Origin of the sequence: Streptomyces beijiangensis, assembly GCF_017315755.1 — a bacterium.
Lineage (GTDB): Bacteria > Actinomycetota > Actinomycetes > Streptomycetales > Streptomycetaceae > Streptomyces > Streptomyces beijiangensis.
Map to the genome: position 1 here is coordinate 1 of NZ_JAFLRJ010000090.1, position 16,381 is coordinate 16,381.

10 protein-coding genes are annotated in these 16,381 nt (G+C 70.9%); all 10 read right to left on the minus strand.

What is annotated here, in order from left to right:
* Positions 1-26: 26 nt before the first annotated feature.
* Entirely contained in the window at positions 27-1,310 is a 1,284-nt protein-coding gene (locus tag J0695_RS10005; RefSeq protein ID WP_206961541.1) for a nucleotide sugar dehydrogenase, read from the minus strand.
* A gap of 6 nt (positions 1,311-1,316) precedes the next feature.
* On the minus strand, positions 1,317-2,963 hold the full coding sequence (locus tag J0695_RS10010) for a glycosyltransferase family 2 protein (RefSeq protein WP_307798531.1): 1,647 nt from the start codon (positions 2,961-2,963) through the stop codon (positions 1,317-1,319).
* Complete coding sequence (locus J0695_RS10015; protein WP_242552453.1) at positions 2,960-4,525, minus strand: glycosyltransferase family 4 protein; 1,566 nt, start codon at positions 4,523-4,525, stop codon at positions 2,960-2,962. Before J0695_RS10015 ends, J0695_RS10010 begins: the two co-directional genes overlap by 4 nt.
* Entirely contained in the window at positions 4,515-5,528 is a 1,014-nt protein-coding gene (locus J0695_RS10020) for a Gfo/Idh/MocA family protein (RefSeq protein WP_206961542.1), read from the minus strand. The genes J0695_RS10015 and J0695_RS10020 overlap by 11 nt, the downstream gene beginning before the upstream one ends.
* Positions 5,525-6,643, minus strand: a complete 1,119-nt coding sequence (locus J0695_RS10025; protein WP_206961543.1) for a DegT/DnrJ/EryC1/StrS family aminotransferase — start codon at positions 6,641-6,643, stop codon at positions 5,525-5,527. Before J0695_RS10025 ends, J0695_RS10020 begins: the two co-directional genes overlap by 4 nt.
* Before the next feature lie 366 nt (positions 6,644-7,009).
* Positions 7,010-11,179, minus strand: a complete 4,170-nt coding sequence (locus tag J0695_RS10030) for an Rne/Rng family ribonuclease (protein ID WP_206961544.1) — start codon at positions 11,177-11,179, stop codon at positions 7,010-7,012.
* 232 nt (positions 11,180-11,411) lie between these two features.
* Positions 11,412-12,191, minus strand: a complete 780-nt coding sequence (locus J0695_RS10035; protein WP_206961545.1) for a TIGR03936 family radical SAM-associated protein — start codon at positions 12,189-12,191, stop codon at positions 11,412-11,414.
* 122 nt (positions 12,192-12,313) lie between these two features.
* Positions 12,314-13,411, minus strand: coding sequence for a hypothetical protein (locus J0695_RS10040; protein WP_206961546.1), 1,098 nt, complete (start codon positions 13,409-13,411; stop codon positions 12,314-12,316).
* Positions 13,412-13,492: 81 nt separating this feature from the next.
* Complete coding sequence (locus J0695_RS10045; protein WP_206961547.1) at positions 13,493-15,415, minus strand: TIGR03960 family B12-binding radical SAM protein; 1,923 nt, start codon at positions 15,413-15,415, stop codon at positions 13,493-13,495.
* 73 nt (positions 15,416-15,488) lie between these two features.
* A partial coding sequence (locus J0695_RS10050; protein ID WP_206961548.1) for a CHAD domain-containing protein occupies positions 15,489-16,381 on the minus strand: 893 nt, incomplete at its 5' end.

Below are 16,381 nucleotides of genomic sequence, written 5' to 3' on the forward strand. Positions count from 1 at the left end.
CGGCCCCGCCCCCCTCTCGGAACTGATCAGCCGCCGATGACGACTCGGCGTACGCCTTCCCAGCGGGCCGGGTCCGTGGTGCGGCGGCCGTCGACCAGGACGCGGACGTCCGGCAGGTCGGCGGCGGCCAGCTCGCGGTACTCGGCATGGTCGGCCTGGAGGACGGCGGCGGTGACGGACTCACCGGCGTGCGGGGTCAGTCCGTGCGCCGAGAGCTCGTCGGCCGTGTACATCGGGTCCGAGACGTAGACCGTCGCGCCCCGCGCCTTGAGCGCCTCGACCGTCGGGAAGACACCGGAGAAGGCCGTCTCCTTGACCCCGCCGCGGTAGGCGGCGCCCAGCACGAGCACGGCGGCACCGGTCAGGTCGCCGTAGGCGGCGGCCAGCAGGTCCACCGCGTACGCGGGCATCGCGGCGTTCGCCTCGCGCGCCGACCGGACGACGGTCGCCGTCGGGTCGTTCCACAGGTACATCCGCGGGTAGATCGGGATGCAGTGGCCGCCGACGGCGATGCCGGGCTGGTGGATGTGGCTGTACGGCTGCGAGTTGCAGGCCTCGATGACCTTCAGGATGTCGATGTTCTGCTGGTCGGCGAAGCGCGCGAACTGGTTCGCCAGACCGATGTTGACGTCGCGGTACGTCGTCTCGGCGAGCTTGGCGAGCTCGGAGGCCTCGGCGGTGCCGAGGTCCCAGACGCCGTTGGGGCGCGGCAGGTCGTCGCGTGCGTCGAAGTCCAGTACGGCTTCGTAGAACTCGACGCCGCGGGCGGCCGAGGCCTCGTCGATGCCGCCGACCAGCTTCGGGTAGCGGCGCAGGTCGGCGAAGACCCGCCCCGTCAGCACGCGCTCCGGGGAGAACACCAGGTGGAAGCCCTCGCCGGCCTTGAGGCCCGAGCCCTCTTCCAGCATCGGCGCCCAGCGGGTGCGGGTGGTGCCGACCGGCAGGGTGGTCTCGTAGCTGACGAGCGTGCCCGGCTTGAGGCCGGCGGCGATCGCCTTGGTCGCGGAGTCCATCCAGCCGAAGTCCGGCGTGCCCTCGGCGTCCACGAAGAGCGGCACGACGACCACGACGGCGTCGGACTGCGCGACCGCCGCGGTGGTGTCGGTCGTCGCGGTCAGCAGGCCCGCGCTGACCGTCTCCTTGAGCTTGACGTCGAGGTCGTGCTCGCCCGGGAAGGGCTCGCTGCCCGCGTTGACCAGCTCGACGACCTTTGCGTTGACGTCGGCGCCGATCACCCGGTGGCCCTTGGCGGCGAACTGCACGGCGAGCGGCAGTCCGATCTTGCCGAGAGCGACTACACAGATGTTCATGGGGAGTTACTTCCTCTTGGAGCGCTTGGCGCCGGTCAGCAGGGATCGCAGTCGCGAGCCCAGGGGTTGCTTGGGCAGATGGAGCGGCCCGGTGGCGAGCACCATCCGGCCCTTGCCGTTGACGGTCACCGCGGCACGGTACGGTTCCGCGGTGCCCTCCTGCCAACGTCGCGCGAGCGGCATGGGGAGCCCCTCGCCCCGTACCGGAATCTCATAGGTCGATCCCGCGACGTCCACGTAGGCGCGTACGCCCCGCGACATGGCCTGCCGCTGGAGTGGGATACGGGCCCGGACGACCGTGGCCGCACCGCCGTCCATGAGCTCCCGGGTGAACTCGCCCTGGACCAAGCCCAGTTCGTGGCCGTCGGGCAGTCGGCGGGCGCGCGGCTTGTCGGCGCTCTTGGGCATGGCGCCCTGGGCGAGGCGGACCACGAGCGAGTCCGTGTCGCCGGTGAGCCCGGTGCGTACCGCGAGAGTGAGCGACAGTTCGCCGCCGTCCTGCTCCCAGCCCGACTCGATCAGCTCGGTCCCGGCGGCGAGCCGTCCGGGGACCTTCTCGCCGACGAGTTCGAAGCAGCGGTCCGGCAGGTCGAGGCCTTCGTCGCGGAAGCCGGGGTAGCGGGCGAAGGCCCGGCCGCCCTCCAGATGGAAGGGGGGCGCCCCGTTCCGGACCTCGTCGTCGATCGCACGGCACAGCTCGTCGACGGCGCCGCGCTGGGCCAGCCGGAGCCGTACCCGCTGCTGCACGCCGAGCCAGTCGCTCACCTCGTCGGTGAGGTAGTCGTCCGCGAGCCGCGTGATCCCGGCGCAGATCTCGCGCCGGGTCTCCGCGTCAAGTGCCGGGAAGTCGCCCTGGATGAGCTTGGAGAGTTCCCACTTGAAGTGGCGCCTGAAGACGGCGTCCCGCTTGGGTCCGGCCTCGATCAGCGCCGCTGTGTGGTCCATGATCCTGGTGGTGCAGTGAAGCCGCGCCAGGTGGTTCGCCCGGTAGGTGATGTTGCTCGCGTCGCCGCGCTTCACCGCGTAGTAACAGGTGTAGTCGGCGACCACCGATATCTTGCGGGCCCGGACGCAGGCCTCGATGGTGAACGGCTGGTCGCTGCCGACCGGGACGTCCTCGGGGAAGCGCAGCTTGTGCTGTTCCACGAGCTCGCGCCGGAAGAGCTTGGTGTTGGCCAGGGCGAAGGGCAGCTCGTCGCCGTACAGGCTGACGTCGGAGTCGTTCGTCTTGTAGAGCGACTGCCGCACATAACGGCCGTTGGTCCCGACCATCTTGCCGACCACGACGTCGGAGCCGTTCTCGTCGGCGCAGGCCACCATGCGCTCCAGTGCTTCCTCGCCGAGGTAGTCGTCGGAGCCGATGAAGTAGACGTACCGGCCCGTCGCCTCCTCCAGCGCCCGGTTGCTCGGAACCGCGGGGCCACCGGAGTTGGGCTGGTGGAGCACCTTGATGGTGTCGGGATAGCGCTCCGCGAAGCGGTCGAGCTCGGCACCGCTGTCGTCGGTCGAGCCGTCGTCGACCGCCACGACCTGGAGCCGGCCGAGACCGATGCTCTGTCCCACGAGCGAGTTCAGGCACTCGGTGAGATAGGGCATCGTGTTGTACACGGCCACGACGACCGTCACATCGGGAACAGCGGGGCTTTCGCTCACGGAGTCACCTCAGCAGTCTTGTGCCTACCCCCGGGAAGCAGCCTCGTGTACACGCTGTCGAGCACCACTGCCTGGGCTTCCCACGTCCACTGGTCGAGCAGTCCCGGTTCGCCGTAGACGTCCCGGTACTTCTTCGGTTCCGCCAGCACTGCCTTCACCGCGCGGACGTAGTCGTCCACGTCCTCCGCCTTGAAGACCTCTCCCTGACCGGTCTTCGCGACCATCTCGCCCATCGTCTTCACATCGCTCACCACGAACGGCAGACGTGCGTGCGAGTACTCGAAGAACTTCGTGATCAGCGCGATCTCGTGGTTCGGCCAGTGGTGGATCGGGATGACCCCGAAGTCCGCCGTGGAGAGGAAGGGGACGACCTGGTAGTGCGGCACGTACGGAAGGATGTGCAACCGGTCGGCCACGCCCAGCGCCTCGGCGCGGCCCGCAAGTTCCAGCATGTAGGCCGAGGTCGGCCGCAGCACGACGAACGCGACGTGCAGATCGGGGATCTGCGGCAGCGACTCGACCATGATGTCGAGCCCCCGCTGCGGAGCCGCCGCCCCGCTGTAGACGGAGAGCGGTACATCGGGACCGATTCCGCACAGCTCACGCAGGTCCGGTACCGGCTCCGCGGCCTGCTCGGGGGAGACCTCCGCGTCGGGGGCGTTGAGCACCACCTCGGGGGTCGCGGTCAGCCCGTGCCGCTCGACCAGCATGTCGGCGAGGGTCGCGGAGACGGTCGTCACGGCGTCGGCGTACTTGGAGTGCGCCTGCTCGTGGAGGATCTGCGCCACGTGCCAGCGCGGGTGCGGGCTCCACGGCTTGATGCCCGGCAGGAACTCATGTGCGTCCCAGACGAGTTTGACGTCGCGCTTCTTCGCCCGGGCCCGCAGGGTCGCGCGCGCACCGACACCCAGCATGCGGAAGTCGTTGGCGTGGATCAGGTCGGGCTTGAGACCGTCGATCACCGGGCCGTACGCCAGCTCCATGTCGAGCAGGTACGGGTCGAGCTTGCGCCAGGCCCGCTCCCCCATCACGCGCTGCCACATCGCCGTGGTGAACCGGTCCAGCGGGGCGTTCATCGCCTTGCGGCGCTGCTCCAGCGCTCGCGTCTGCTTGTAGCGCAGACCGACCCAGCGGCTGAGCCCCTTGGCGCCCATGCGGGGAAACACCAGCCGCGCCTTGGCCGCGGGCGATCCGGCCGCATTCGCCTCGATGAGGCGGATGTTGAGGTCGGCCCGCCAGGCCTTCATCTTCTGCTTGCGGTAGCCGGCCAACGGCCCGGTCCGGTACGCGAGCGGGGCACGCAGCGGCGCATGGCGGTACTCGTAACGGCGCCGGTTCATCGGCCCGTGCACCCGGATGAGCCGGACCTCGGCATCGCCGATCTGCCAGCTCTGCTCCTGCTTGCCGGGTGCCTTGCCGAGGAGGATCACATCCCAGCCGGCCTCGGCCGCGGAACGCGCCTCCTTCTGGACCCGGGAATCACCGTTCACGCCGTTGTCCACCAGCATGACGATCCGGCCGCGGGTGCCGGCCCGCGGTTTCGGCATGTTCTCAAGCACCATGAGCGGCGGAATCCCTCGTCTGAATCGTCATTCCGGTCCTGGCGGATTCCAGTACGGCTGCCGCCACCTCCACGGTCCGCAGACCGTCCCGCAGCGTGCAGATGTCCCGGTCCTCCCCGCGCACGGCATCCCGGAAGAGCTCGTGCTCGACCTGGAGCGGCTCGCGCTTGGGGATGGCGTAACGGATCATGTCGCCCTCGGAGACCCCGCGGAACGCCTGCAGCGCCTCCCACTCGGTCGCCACGGCGGCGTTCGAGTGGAAGGTCAGGTCCGCGGTGAGGGTGTCGGCGATGTAGGTGCCGCGCTCGCCGGTGACCGAGGTGAAGCGCTCCTTGAGCGGGCTCAGCCAGTTGACCAGGTGGTTGACCATGGTGCCGTCGCTGAGCTGGCCGACCGCGGAGACCATGTCCTCGTGGGCGCGGCCGCTCTTGTGGACGGTGTGGGCGGCGATCGAGACGTAACTCTGGCCCGTCACCCAGCCCGTCAGGTCGATGTCGTGCGTGGCCAGGTCCTTGACCACACCGACGTCGGCGATGCGGTGCGGGAAGGGGCCCTGGCGGCGGGTGACCACCTGGAAGACCTCGCCCAGCTCGCCCGCCGCCAGGCGGGTGCGCAGGGAGAGGAGCGCCGGGTTGCAGCGCTCGATGTGGCCGACGCCGGCCACCAGGCCGCGCGACTCGAAGGCCTCGACGAGGCGGCGGGCGCCCTCGACGGTGTCGGCGACGGGCTTCTCGATCAGCGCGCAGATACCGGCTTCGGCGAGCTTGAGGCCGACCTCTTCGTGGAGTGCGGTGGGGCAGGCCACGACCGCGTAGTCGATGCCGAGCGCGATCAGTTCCTCGACGGTCGACAGCACGGGGACACCCTGCGCCCAGCCGTTCTTGTCACCCATCGGGTCGACGACGGCGACCAGTTCGACACCGTCGAGGCCGGCCAGCACGCGCGCGTGGTGGCGGCCCATCGACCCGAGGCCTACGAGCCCGGCCTTGAGACTTGCGGTCACTGGTTGTCCCCCAGCTCGTTCACGGCGGTGGCGATGCGTTCCAGGTCCTCGGCGGAGAGCGAGGGGTGCACGGGCAGCGAGACGACCTCTGCCGCGGCACGCTCCGTCTCGGGCAGGTCCCAGTTGCGTCCGGCCTTCTGGTCCGGCTCCCAGTACGGCTTCAGACGGTGGATCGGGGTCGGGTAGTACACGGCGTTGCCGATGCCCGCCTCGGAGAGCTTCGCCATCGCGGCGTCACGGTCACCCTGTATACGAATCGTGTACTGGTGGTACGCGTGACGCACACCGTCGGCGAGCGGCGGCGTGGTGACGGCCGGGGCGGTGATGTGCTGGTCGAGGTAGGCGGCGTTCGCCTGGCGCTGCGAGGTCCAGCCGAGCACCTTGCCGAGCTGTACGCGGCCGACGGCGGCCGAGACGTCCGTCATGCGCATGTTGGCGCCGACGATCTCGTTGGCGTACCGCTGCTCCATGCCCTGGTTACGGAGCAGGCGCAGCGTGCGCGCGATCTCCGCGTCGGCGGTGGTGACCATGCCGCCTTCGAGGGAGTGCATGTTCTTGGTCGGGTAGAAGCTGAAGGTGCCGCCTTCGCCGAACGCGCCGACCGGCGTGCCGTTGAGGGCCGCGGTGTGCGCCTGGCAGGCGTCCTCGACGACCGCGAGCTTGTGCTTCGCGGCGATCGGCATGATCTTGTCCATCGCGGCCGGGTGACCGTAGAGGTGGACGGGCATGATCGCGGCGGTGCGCGGCGTGATGGCGGCCTCGACGGCGGCCGGGTCGAGACCGAAGCTGCCAGGCTCGATGTCCGCGAAGACCACGTCGGCGCCGACCAGGCGGACCGCGTTGGCGGAGGCCGCGAAGGAGAACGACGGGACGATGACCTCGTCGCCGGGTCCGATGCCCAGAGCCAGCAGAAGGAGGTGGAGTGCCGAGGTGCCGGAGTTGACGGCGACGCAGTGCCGTCCGTCGACCAGTTCCGAGAAGCCCTCCTCGAAGGCGGCCACCTCGGGGCCCTGGACGACGCGGCCGCTGCGCAGTACGCGTACGGCTGCCTCGATCTCCTCTTCACCGATGACCGGCCGGGCAGCAGGGATCGGCTCCCTTGTGACGCTAGACATGGACGTCCTCCTTCAACACCGCAAGAGCTTTGAATGGCAAAGGTTCTGAGGCGTTCGGACGTCTGACGAGGCCCTGCTACCCCCCGGCGCATGGCCGACTCTGTACCAATTTTTTGCGCATAAATCGCCCACTCCCCTCATAGGGAGCGGACCGGACTGTGACATTTGGGCCGGTCTGCCACGAAATGGTCCAGTCCATAGATCGGGGTATCCATGGCTGAACCACAGACGCCAGCGATCGGCGACACATTATCAGGGTTTTCATAGCAGGTTTCGTGGAGGTAAAGGGCAAGATCCCGGATGTACGCAAAGAGGTGCGGCCCCCGCAAGGGGGCCGCACCTCTTCGTGTCATATCTGACGGTTTGTTACTCCTCGGTGGAAGCCGAGACCGACGGCAGCGTCTGCTCGGCCGCCGCGGTCTTCTTCGTGGCCGCCTTCTTCACCGTCGTCTTCTTCGCAGCCGTCTTCTTCGCCGTCGTGGCCGCCGTCTTCTTGGTGGCGGCCTTCTTGGCCGTCGCCTTCTTCGCGGTCTTCCGCGCTGCCGTCTTCTTCGCCGGGGCCTCGGGCTCCGACTCGGACTCCGCCGGGGCGGACGGGGCGTCCGCCACGACGGTCTCGGCCGTACCCGCGGGGGAACCCGCGGGAGCGGTCGCCTTGCGCGTCGCCCGGCGACGGGCACGCGGCGGGGCCGGCTCGGCGGCCGCCTCCGTCACGGGCTCGGCCACCGGTGCGGGAGCGGCCACAGCCTTGGGCGCCTCCGTTACGACGACCTCGGCGACCTCCTCCGCAGGCTTGGGCGCACCGGCCGGGGCCGACGCCTTGCGGGTCGCCCTGCGGCGGCCGCGGGCCGGGGCGGCCTCGACGGCAGCCTCGGGCTCGGGCTCGACCACGGGAGCGGCAGCAGCAGCGGCAGCGGGCGCCACGACCGGCTCGGGCTTCGCCTCAACCACCGGCTCGGGCTCGACGACCGGCTCGGCCGCCATCTTCGGCGTACCGGCCGGAGCAGACACCTTGCGGGTCGCCCTGCGGCGGCCACGGCCACGGCCTGCGGCCGCCTCCGCCTCGGCGGCGCTGCTGTACAGCTCCTCGTCCGGGGCGAACGGCTCGGGAAGCGCGACGGGCTCCGCCACCTCGGCGGCCAGCTCGGCCTCCGTCTCGTGCTCGTGCTCGTCCGTCTCGTGCTCGTACGTGTGGTCGTTGTGGTCGTTGTGGTCCGTGTGGTCCGAACCGCCCCTGCCACCACGCTTCTTGGAGCGCTTGCCGCCACCGCCGCCCGAGGACGTCGGCTGCTCCATGTGCACGATGACACCGCGCCCGTTGCAGTGGACACAGGTCTCGGAGAAGGACTCCAGCAGACCCTGGCCGACCCGCTTGCGCGTCATCTGGACCAGGCCAAGCGAGGTGACCTCGGCCACCTGGTGCTTGGTGCGGTCGCGTCCCAGGCACTCCAGGAGGCGGCGCAGCACCAGATCGCGGTTGGACTCCAGGACCATGTCGATGAAGTCGATGACGACGATGCCGCCCAGGTCGCGCAGCCGCAGCTGGCGCACGATCTCCTCGGCCGCTTCGAGGTTGTTCTTCGTCACGGTCTCTTCGAGGTTGCCGCCCTGACCGGTGAACTTGCCGGTGTTGACGTCGACGACGACCATCGCCTCGGTCTTGTCGATGACCAGCGAGCCGCCGCTCGGCAGATAGACCTTGCGGTCCAGCGCCTTCATCAGCTGCTCGTCGATCCGGTACGTCGCGAAGACGTCGACCTCCGACGTCCAGCGCGAGAGCCGGTCGGTGAGGTCGGGGGCGACATGGGCGACGTACCCGTAGATCGTCTCCCACGCCTCGTCGCCGCTGACGATGACCTTCGAGAAGTCCTCGTTGAAGATGTCGCGGACGACCCGGACGGTCATGTCGGGCTCGCCGTAGAGCAGGGTCGGCGCGTTGGACGCGCTGCCGCTCTTCGCCTTCCGCTCGATGTCCTCCCACTGCGCCTGCAGGCGCTCCACGTCACGGCGCAGCTCGTCCTCGCTGGCGCCTTCCGCGGCGGTACGGACGATGACGCCCGCGTCCTCGGGGACGATCTTCTTGAGGATGGTCTTCAGCCGCGAGCGCTCGGTGTCGGGCAGTTTGCGGCTGATCCCGGTCATCGAGCCCTCGGGCACATAGACCAGGTAGCGGCCGGGCAGCGAGACCTGGCTGGTGAGCCGGGCGCCCTTGTGACCGATCGGGTCCTTGGTGACCTGCACCAGAACCGACTGGCCCGACTTGAGCGCGGTCTCGATGCGGCGCGGCCCGTGGGCCATGCCGAGCGCCTCGAAGTTGACCTCACCGGCGTACAGGACGGCGTTGCGGCCCTTGCCGATGTCGACGAACGCGGCCTCCATCGACGGGAGCACGTTCTGGACCTTGCCCAGGTAGACGTTGCCGACGTACGAGGTCGACTGCTCCTTGTTGACGTAGTGCTCGACGAGGATGTTGTCCTCGAGCACGCCGATCTGGGTGCGCTCGCCGTGCTGGCGGACCACCATCACGCGCTCGACGGCCTCGCGGCGCGCCAGGAACTCCGCCTCGGTGATGATCGGCACCCGGCGGCGGCCCTGCTCGCGGCCCTCGCGGCGGCGCTGCTTCTTGGCCTCCATACGGGTCGAGCCCTTGATGGACTGGACCTCGTCGAAGCCGGTGCCCAGCTCGCGCTCGGCTCCTTCCGACTTCGCACGGCGTTCGCGCGGCTCGCGGACCTTGACGACCGTGCGCTCCGGGTCGTCCGTGCCCGACGTACCGTCGTCGCCCGACCCGTCACCACTGCGACGGCGGCGGCGCCGACGGCGACGGCTGCTGGCGGAGCCGGACGCGGAGTTGTCGTCCTCGTCCTCCTCGGCCTCTTCCTGCTCGGGGTCCTCGGACTCCGCGTCGGCATCGTCATCGTGCCGCTCGTCCGAGTCGGCCGACTCGCCCCGGCGACGGCGGCGGCCACCACGGCGGCGGCGGCGCGACGGGCGGTCGCCGTACTCGTCGGACTCCTCGGCGTCCTGGCCGTCCTCGGCCGCGATCTCGGCGTCCTCCTCGGACGTGTCCTCGGCCGCGGGCTCCTCCGCCGGGGCCGCCTCGACGACCTCGACGACCTCGACGGCCTTCTCGGCCTCGGCGGGCTCGCCACGGCGGCGACGGCGACGGCTGCTGCGCGACCCGGCCTGCTGCGGCGCGGGCTGCTCGGTCTCGGCGGGGACAACAGCCTCGACGACCGTCTCCTCCACCTCCACCTCTTCCTCGTCCTCGACCGCTACGGGGCCGGCGGCAGCGGCGGCAGCGGCGGACTCCACGGTCTGGAACATCGGCTCGGTGAAGACCGGGGCCTGGAACACCGCCACCGCGGGGCGCTGGGCCCTGCGGCGCGAGCGCCCGTTCTCCTCCGGCTGCTTCTCCTCCGCCTTCGCGGTGAACTGCGGGGCCTCTGCGCGACGGCGCTTACGGCTGCGCGAAGGAGAGTCGTTCTCCTCGGCGAGCACCTCGGCGACGGCCTCGGGCAGGCTCTCCCCGGCGCTCTCGGGCTGCGGGGCGGCGGCGGGCGCGGTGGCCCTGCGGCGGTTACGGCCACGGGGCGCGGGCTCGTCGCTCTCGACAGCCTCCGCGGCCACGGGGGTCTCGACAGCGGCAGGGGGCGCGGCGTCAGCCGCTCCGGTGGAGCCGGTGCTTGCACCGGAGGCCTTCGGCGCACCGGCAGGCGCGGTCGCCTTGCGCGTGGCACGGCGGCGTGCGGGAGCGGGGGCGGCGGCCTCGGCAGGCTCCGCCTCTTCGGCCACAGCGGCCTGTACGGGGGCCACCACGATCTCCGCGGCGGCGGGGGACGCGGCTTCAGCAGTCTTCGGCGCACCGGCGGGCGCACTCGCCGACCGGGTGGCACGGCGGCGGCCACGCGCCGGAGCGGCGACCTCGGCCGGCTCCGGCTCGGCGACGACGTCCTGCGTCACCGTCTCGACGGCCGCGGCGACCTCAGCGGGCTCCACTGCCTCCAGAGCCCGGGGCGCACCGGCGGGCGCACTGGCCGAACGGGTCGCACGACGGCGGCCACGTGCCGGAGCAGCGGTCTCGGCCTCGGCGGGCGCGCTCTCCACAGCCTTCTGCGGTTCGTCAGCGGGTACGGCGGCCACAGCGGCCTCAGCCGACGGCGCACCGGCCGGCGAGGAGGCACGGCGGCGCGTACGGCCACGGGGTGCGGGCTCGTCGCCCACGACAGCCTCCACCTCCGCGGCCACAGGGGTCTCTACAGCCTCTACGGCCTTGGGCGCACCGGAGGGCGCGCTCGCCTTGCGGGTCGCGCGGCGGCGTACAGCGGGTGCGGACGCCTCGGGGGCCTCGGCCGCGGTACCCTCCGCAGCCGGTATGGCCGGGCTCTCCGGCTGGGCCGAATCGGTGGCCCCACCGACCGGCGGACCGGCCGGGCGCGACGCCGCACGGCGCCGTCGGCGCGGCGGCAGCTTGTCGCCGGGTGAGTTCTGGTCTTCGGTTGCTCCGGCGTTGCCGGATTCTTCTCGCTCGAGCATGCGGGCGGTTCTCCCGTCACGCTCCCGGGCGCCGCGTCTTTGTCCGGTCCGCCGCGGTCCGCATGATGTTCGCGGTTCCGCTCGTCCGGGGCGCGGGCGCCGCACGGGAGCTGATGTCTGGCTCGCCGGTTCCCTACGCAATGTACGTACGGCCTGGCGAAAGTCTCCTGGTCAATGCGCTGCCCGACCCAGGTGGCTCCCGGATACAAGGGCTGCGCTGCAACGACTGTCCTTACGCGGCGGGACCTTCCGGCGCCGTCGCGGCGGCAGTCCCGGCGGCCGTGGGTAGAGCGGCCGGGGCAGCCTCGCGGTCAGGCGCGAGCGGGTCGGTCACCGTGCCGGACTCCTCGTCGAAGAGCCCCTGCGCCAGCCGGGTCACCGCTGCGGGGACCGGCGGCGCCAGGTCGGCCACAGCGTGAAGACCGGACAGGACGTCGTCAGGTCGCACGGCAGGTGTCACGTGCCGAACAACCAGCCGCAGTATCGCACAGGGCTCACCCCCGGGCATATCAGGCTGTGGACGAACGGCCTGCAGATCCGCTACGGCACCCCGCGCGTCGAAGGTCCGTACGCCGTTCTTCGTGCGCCGCTGGACCTCGACCGACTCCGCCGCGTTGAAGGCCGCAACAGCCTTCTCCGCGTCCTCGAAGGCGACGCCGTTCAACGTCATTTCCCATACGGACGCGGTCAGCCGGTCGGCGAGACCCGACGTCCGTGCCTCGACCGCGTCGATGATGTCGAGGCCGACCGGCATCGACTCGTCGAGCAGCGCTCGCAGTTGCTCCGGATCCCGCACCTGGGTCAGGGCGATCTCCAGGAATTCGGCCTCGCTGCCGGTGCCGGTGGGTGCGGCATTGGCGTAACTGACCTTGGGGTGCGGGGTGAAACCCGCCGAGTACGCCATGGGCACGGCGGCCCGGCGCAGCGCCCGCTCGAAAGCGCGCTGGAAGTCACGGTGGCTGGTGAACCGGAGGCGGCCGCGCTTGGTGTAGCGCAGTCGGATGCGCTGCACCGCGGGAGCGGGCGGCGGGCCTTCGGGCTGTCGCTTGCCCAGTGGTTCTTCTCCTCGGTGCGGGGCGGAGGCGAGAGGCGCACCGCCCTACGGCGTGGTTCCCGGGGCACCCGACACCCGGTTCACCCCTGCTTGGCCGTGTTCCGGCCGAACGGGGAGATCTCAGGTTCCGGTGCCGCCTCGGGGACAGTCGTGTTACTAGCCAGAGTACGCGCCCGGGCCCGTACTGGTTCCCGGACCTCCGCCTGGGCCTGCCCGCCGAACAGCGCCCACCACACCTCGCGCCTGGTCTCCCTGACGGTCACCCGTGCGGACCGCAGCGCCGCCCGCACCCCGCGCCCCACCTCGGCGGCCGCCCTGCCCGCCGGGGCGAGCACATACGCGTAGCTCCACCGCCAGGCCGCCCGCACGGGCCGCCCCACCAGGTTCCACCCGAGCCACTTCAGCCCGCGCCCGACGGCCCGCGAGATGTACCCGGCGATCCGCCAGCAGACCCCGACCGCGTCGACGATCTCCCGGCCGACGACGCGCAGGGCCCGGCCCACCGGCACCAGGACGTACCGCCACAGGCCGATGAACGGGCACGCCACCAGCCACCAGGCGAGCGCGGCGATCACCATGCCCAGGGGCTTGAGCAGGAAGCGGTACGTCTGCGCGCCCAGCCAGCCGATGACCGCCCCGAGACCGAGCACGGCCCAGGTGACGGCATGCCCGACGGGCGTCAGGATCCACCGGTACGCCCAGACCGCGGGCACCACGATCCCGTAATGGACGAACCAGGCGAACGCGATCCCTGTCCAGCGGACCAGCGCGGCGATGCCGTGCCCGAGAGGCGTCAGCACCCAGCGGTAGAGCCGGCGCGCCGGGATCCCGATCAGGGTCCGCCCGAACCAGCCCAGCGCGATGCCCGTCCAGCGGACGAGGGCGGCGATGCCGCACCCGAAGGGTGTCAGCACCCAGCGGTACAGCAGGCGCACGGGCGGTACGACGACGTAGCGCCACAGCGCCACCCACGGCCAGACGAACACGGCCATGGCCAGGAAGCCCAGCGCCCGCCCGAGTGGCGCCAGCAGATAGCGGTAGAGCTGCCGTCCCGTCCAGGACAGCGCGTCCCACACCATCCGCACCGGCAGCACCACGACCAGCACCACGATCCGCACCGGAATGCGGATCGCCGCGGTCAGACAGCCCTCGGGCTCGGGCCCGCGTTCCAGTTCCACTGTGTCCTCCCCGTCTCCCCAGACGCCCCGGCCCGGCCGCGGAGTTCCGCGGCCGGGCCGGTAATTGCCGTGATGCAGAAGCTACTTGACGACGGTCAGCGGCAGCAGTGTCTTGCCCGTCGGACCGATCTGGATACTCGTATCCATCTGCGGGCACACCCCGCAGTCGAAGCACGGCGTCCAGCGGCAGTCCTCGACCTCGGTCTCGTCGAGCGAGTCCTGCCAGTCGTCCCAGAGCCATTCCTTGTCGAGACCGGAGTCCAGGTGGTCCCAGGGCAGGACCTCCTCGTACGTCCGCTCACGCGTCGTGTACCAGTCGACGTCCAGGCCGAAGTCCGGCAGCGTCTTCTCGGCGGCCTGCATCCAGCGGTCGTAGGAGAAGTACTCGCGCCAGCCGTCGAAGCGGCCGCCGCCCTCGTAGACGGCGCGGATGACGGAGCCCATACGGCGGTCGCCGCGCGAGAGCATGCCCTCGACGATGCCGGGCTTGCCGTCGTGGTAGCGGAAGCCGATCGAGCGGCCGTACTTCTTGTCGTTGCGCAGCTTGTCGCGGAGCTTGGCGAGACGGGCGTCCGTCTCCTCCGCGCTCAGCTGCGGCGCCCACTGGAAGGGCGTGTGCGGCTTGGGTACGAAGCCGCCGATGGAGACGGTGCAGCGGATGTCGTTGCCCGCGACCTCACGGCCCTTGGCGATGACATTGGCCGCCATGTCGGCGATCTGCAGGACGTCTTCGTCGGTCTCGGTGGGGAGGCCGACCATGAAGTACAGCTTGACCTGGCGCCAGCCGTTTCCGTAGGCCGCCGCGACGGTACGGATCAGGTCGTCTTCCGAGACCATCTTGTTGATGACCTTGCGGATGCGCTCCGAGCCGCCTTCGGGGGCGAAGGTGAGGCCGGAGCGGCGGCCGTTACGGGTGAGCTCGTTGGCGAGGTCGATGTTGAAGGCGTCCACGCGGGTGGACGGCAGCGACAGACCGACCTTGTCCTCGGTGTAGCGGTCGGCGAGGCCCTTGGCGACCTCGGCGATCTCGCTGTGGTCCGCGGACGACAGCGAGAGCAGCCCGACCTCCTCGAAACCGGTCGCCTTGAGACCCCGCTCGACCATCTCGCCGATGCCGGTGATGCTTCGCTCCCGTACGGGGCGCGTGATCATGCCGGCCTGGCAGAAACGGCAGCCGCGGGTGCAGCCGCGGAAGATCTCTACGGACATCCGCTCGTGGACGGTCTCCGCGAGCGGGACGAGCGGCTGCTTGGGGTACGGCCACTCGTCCAGGTCCATGACAGTGTGCTTGGAGACCCGCCACGGGACCCCGGAGCGATTGGGTACGACACGGCCGATACGCCCGTCCGGCAGGTACTCGACGTCGTAGAAGGCGGGAACGTACACCCCGCCGGTCCTCGCGAGCCGGAAGAGGACCTCCTCACGGCCGCCGGGGCGTCCCTCCGCCTTCCAGGCGCGGACGATGTCGGTGATCTGCAGGACGGCCTGCTCGCCGTCGCCGATGACGGCGCAGTCGATGAACTCGGCGACCGGCTCGGGGTTGAAGGCGGCGTGGCCTCCGGCGAGCACGATCGGGTCGTCGAGACCGCGGTCCTTGGCGGCGAGGGGGATGCCCGCGAGGTCGAGGGCGGTGAGCATGTTGGTGTAGCCGAGCTCGGTGGAGAAGGAGAGCCCGAAGACGTCGAAAGCCTTCACCGGGCGGTGCGCGTCCACCGTGAACTGCGGGACCTTGTGCTCGCGCATCAGCGCTTCCAGGTCCGGCCACACGCTGTACGTGCGCTCGGCGAGGACGCCCTCGCGCTCGTTCAGCACCTCGTAGAGGATCATGACGCCCTGGTTGGGCAGCCCTACCTCGTACGCGTCCGGGTACATGAGCGCCCAGCGGACGTCGCACTCGTCCCAGTTCTTGACGGTGGAGTTCAGCTCACCGCCGACGTACTGAATGGGCTTCTGCACATGCGGGAGCAGAGCTTCGAGCTGTGGGAAGACCGATTCGGCAGACATGCGGCGACTCTCCGTGGGCTGACAGGGGTGACCCTCAAGCCTATCGCGGCCTGGGACACCCCTCGCACGGCGTTCAGGAGACCCCTGCGCCCGCCGCCTTCGCCCACACCCTCGGCAGCTCCCGCTCACGCTCCGCCGCCGCTGCCTCCTCCTGCCCGTACAGCAGGCCCCAGGTGAAGGCCGTCTCGCCCGCCGCGTGCGCCTGGACCGCCAGGGCGCGCAGGGCGTCTCGGGCCACGACACTGTCCTGGTGGTCGCCGAGGACCGTCTGGACGGCCTTCATGCGCCGGGCGAACCGTTTCGCGGGTTCCCCCAGGGCGGGGGTCGCCGCCTCTCCCGCGTACCTGGCGCGCTTGGCGGCCTTGCGGGCCTCGTGCATCGCCAGGTCGCGCTCCTCGCCCGGGGGCAGGGTGAGTGCGTGCTCGACGCGGGTGGCGAGGCGGGCGTGGACCTTCAGGACCGCCTTGGGGAGCGCCGTGGCCGCGGGACGCGCGGCGGCGGGCAGGAGCGGGGGTGCCGTGAGGAGCGCGTCGAGGGTCTCCAGGAGAGCCAGATAGCGGCGGCCGTCGAGCACCGCGAGGGTGTGGCGGCGCGATCCGCTGCGGCGGGCCACGGTCCAGATGCGGAGGCGGCTGCGGACGGGGCCGAGCAGGAGGGTCCTGGGGACGGCGGCGATACGGGCGGTGAGGCGCTCGGTGAGCACCTCCTGATCGCGGTCCACGCCCAGCTCGGCGGCGAGCCACTTGAGCTCCTCGCCGACCGGGTCGGTGACGGCGCGGTCGATGATCTTCCCGTACGTACGGAAGGCGCTGCGCAGTCGGCGGGTCGCGACGCGCAACTGGTGGACGGAGTCCGGGAGTTCGCGCCGTACGGCCGGGTCGTACGCGACGATCGCGTCGACCTGGGCGCGCAGATACGCCAGGACGTGCCGGCCCGCGGTGTGCTCCGCGGGCCGGCACGTCCTGG

Bases quoted from the DNA above. Each gene is read 5' to 3' on its own strand.
- J0695_RS10015 (WP_242552453.1), bottom strand. From the start codon at position 4,525: ATGGTGCTTGAGAACATGCCGAAACCGCGGGCCGGCACCCGCGGCCGG.
- J0695_RS10005 (WP_206961541.1), bottom strand. From the start codon at position 1,310: ATGAACATCTGTGTAGTCGCTCTCGGCAAGATCGGACTGCCGCTCGCC.
- J0695_RS10025 (WP_206961543.1), bottom strand. From the start codon at position 6,643: ATGTCTAGCGTCACAAGGGAGCCGATCCCTGCTGCCCGGCCGGTCATC.
- J0695_RS10030 (WP_206961544.1), bottom strand. From the start codon at position 11,179: ATGCTCGAGCGAGAAGAATCCGGCAACGCCGGAGCAACCGAAGACCAG.
- J0695_RS10045 (WP_206961547.1), bottom strand. From the start codon at position 15,415: ATGTCTGCCGAATCGGTCTTCCCACAGCTCGAAGCTCTGCTCCCGCAT.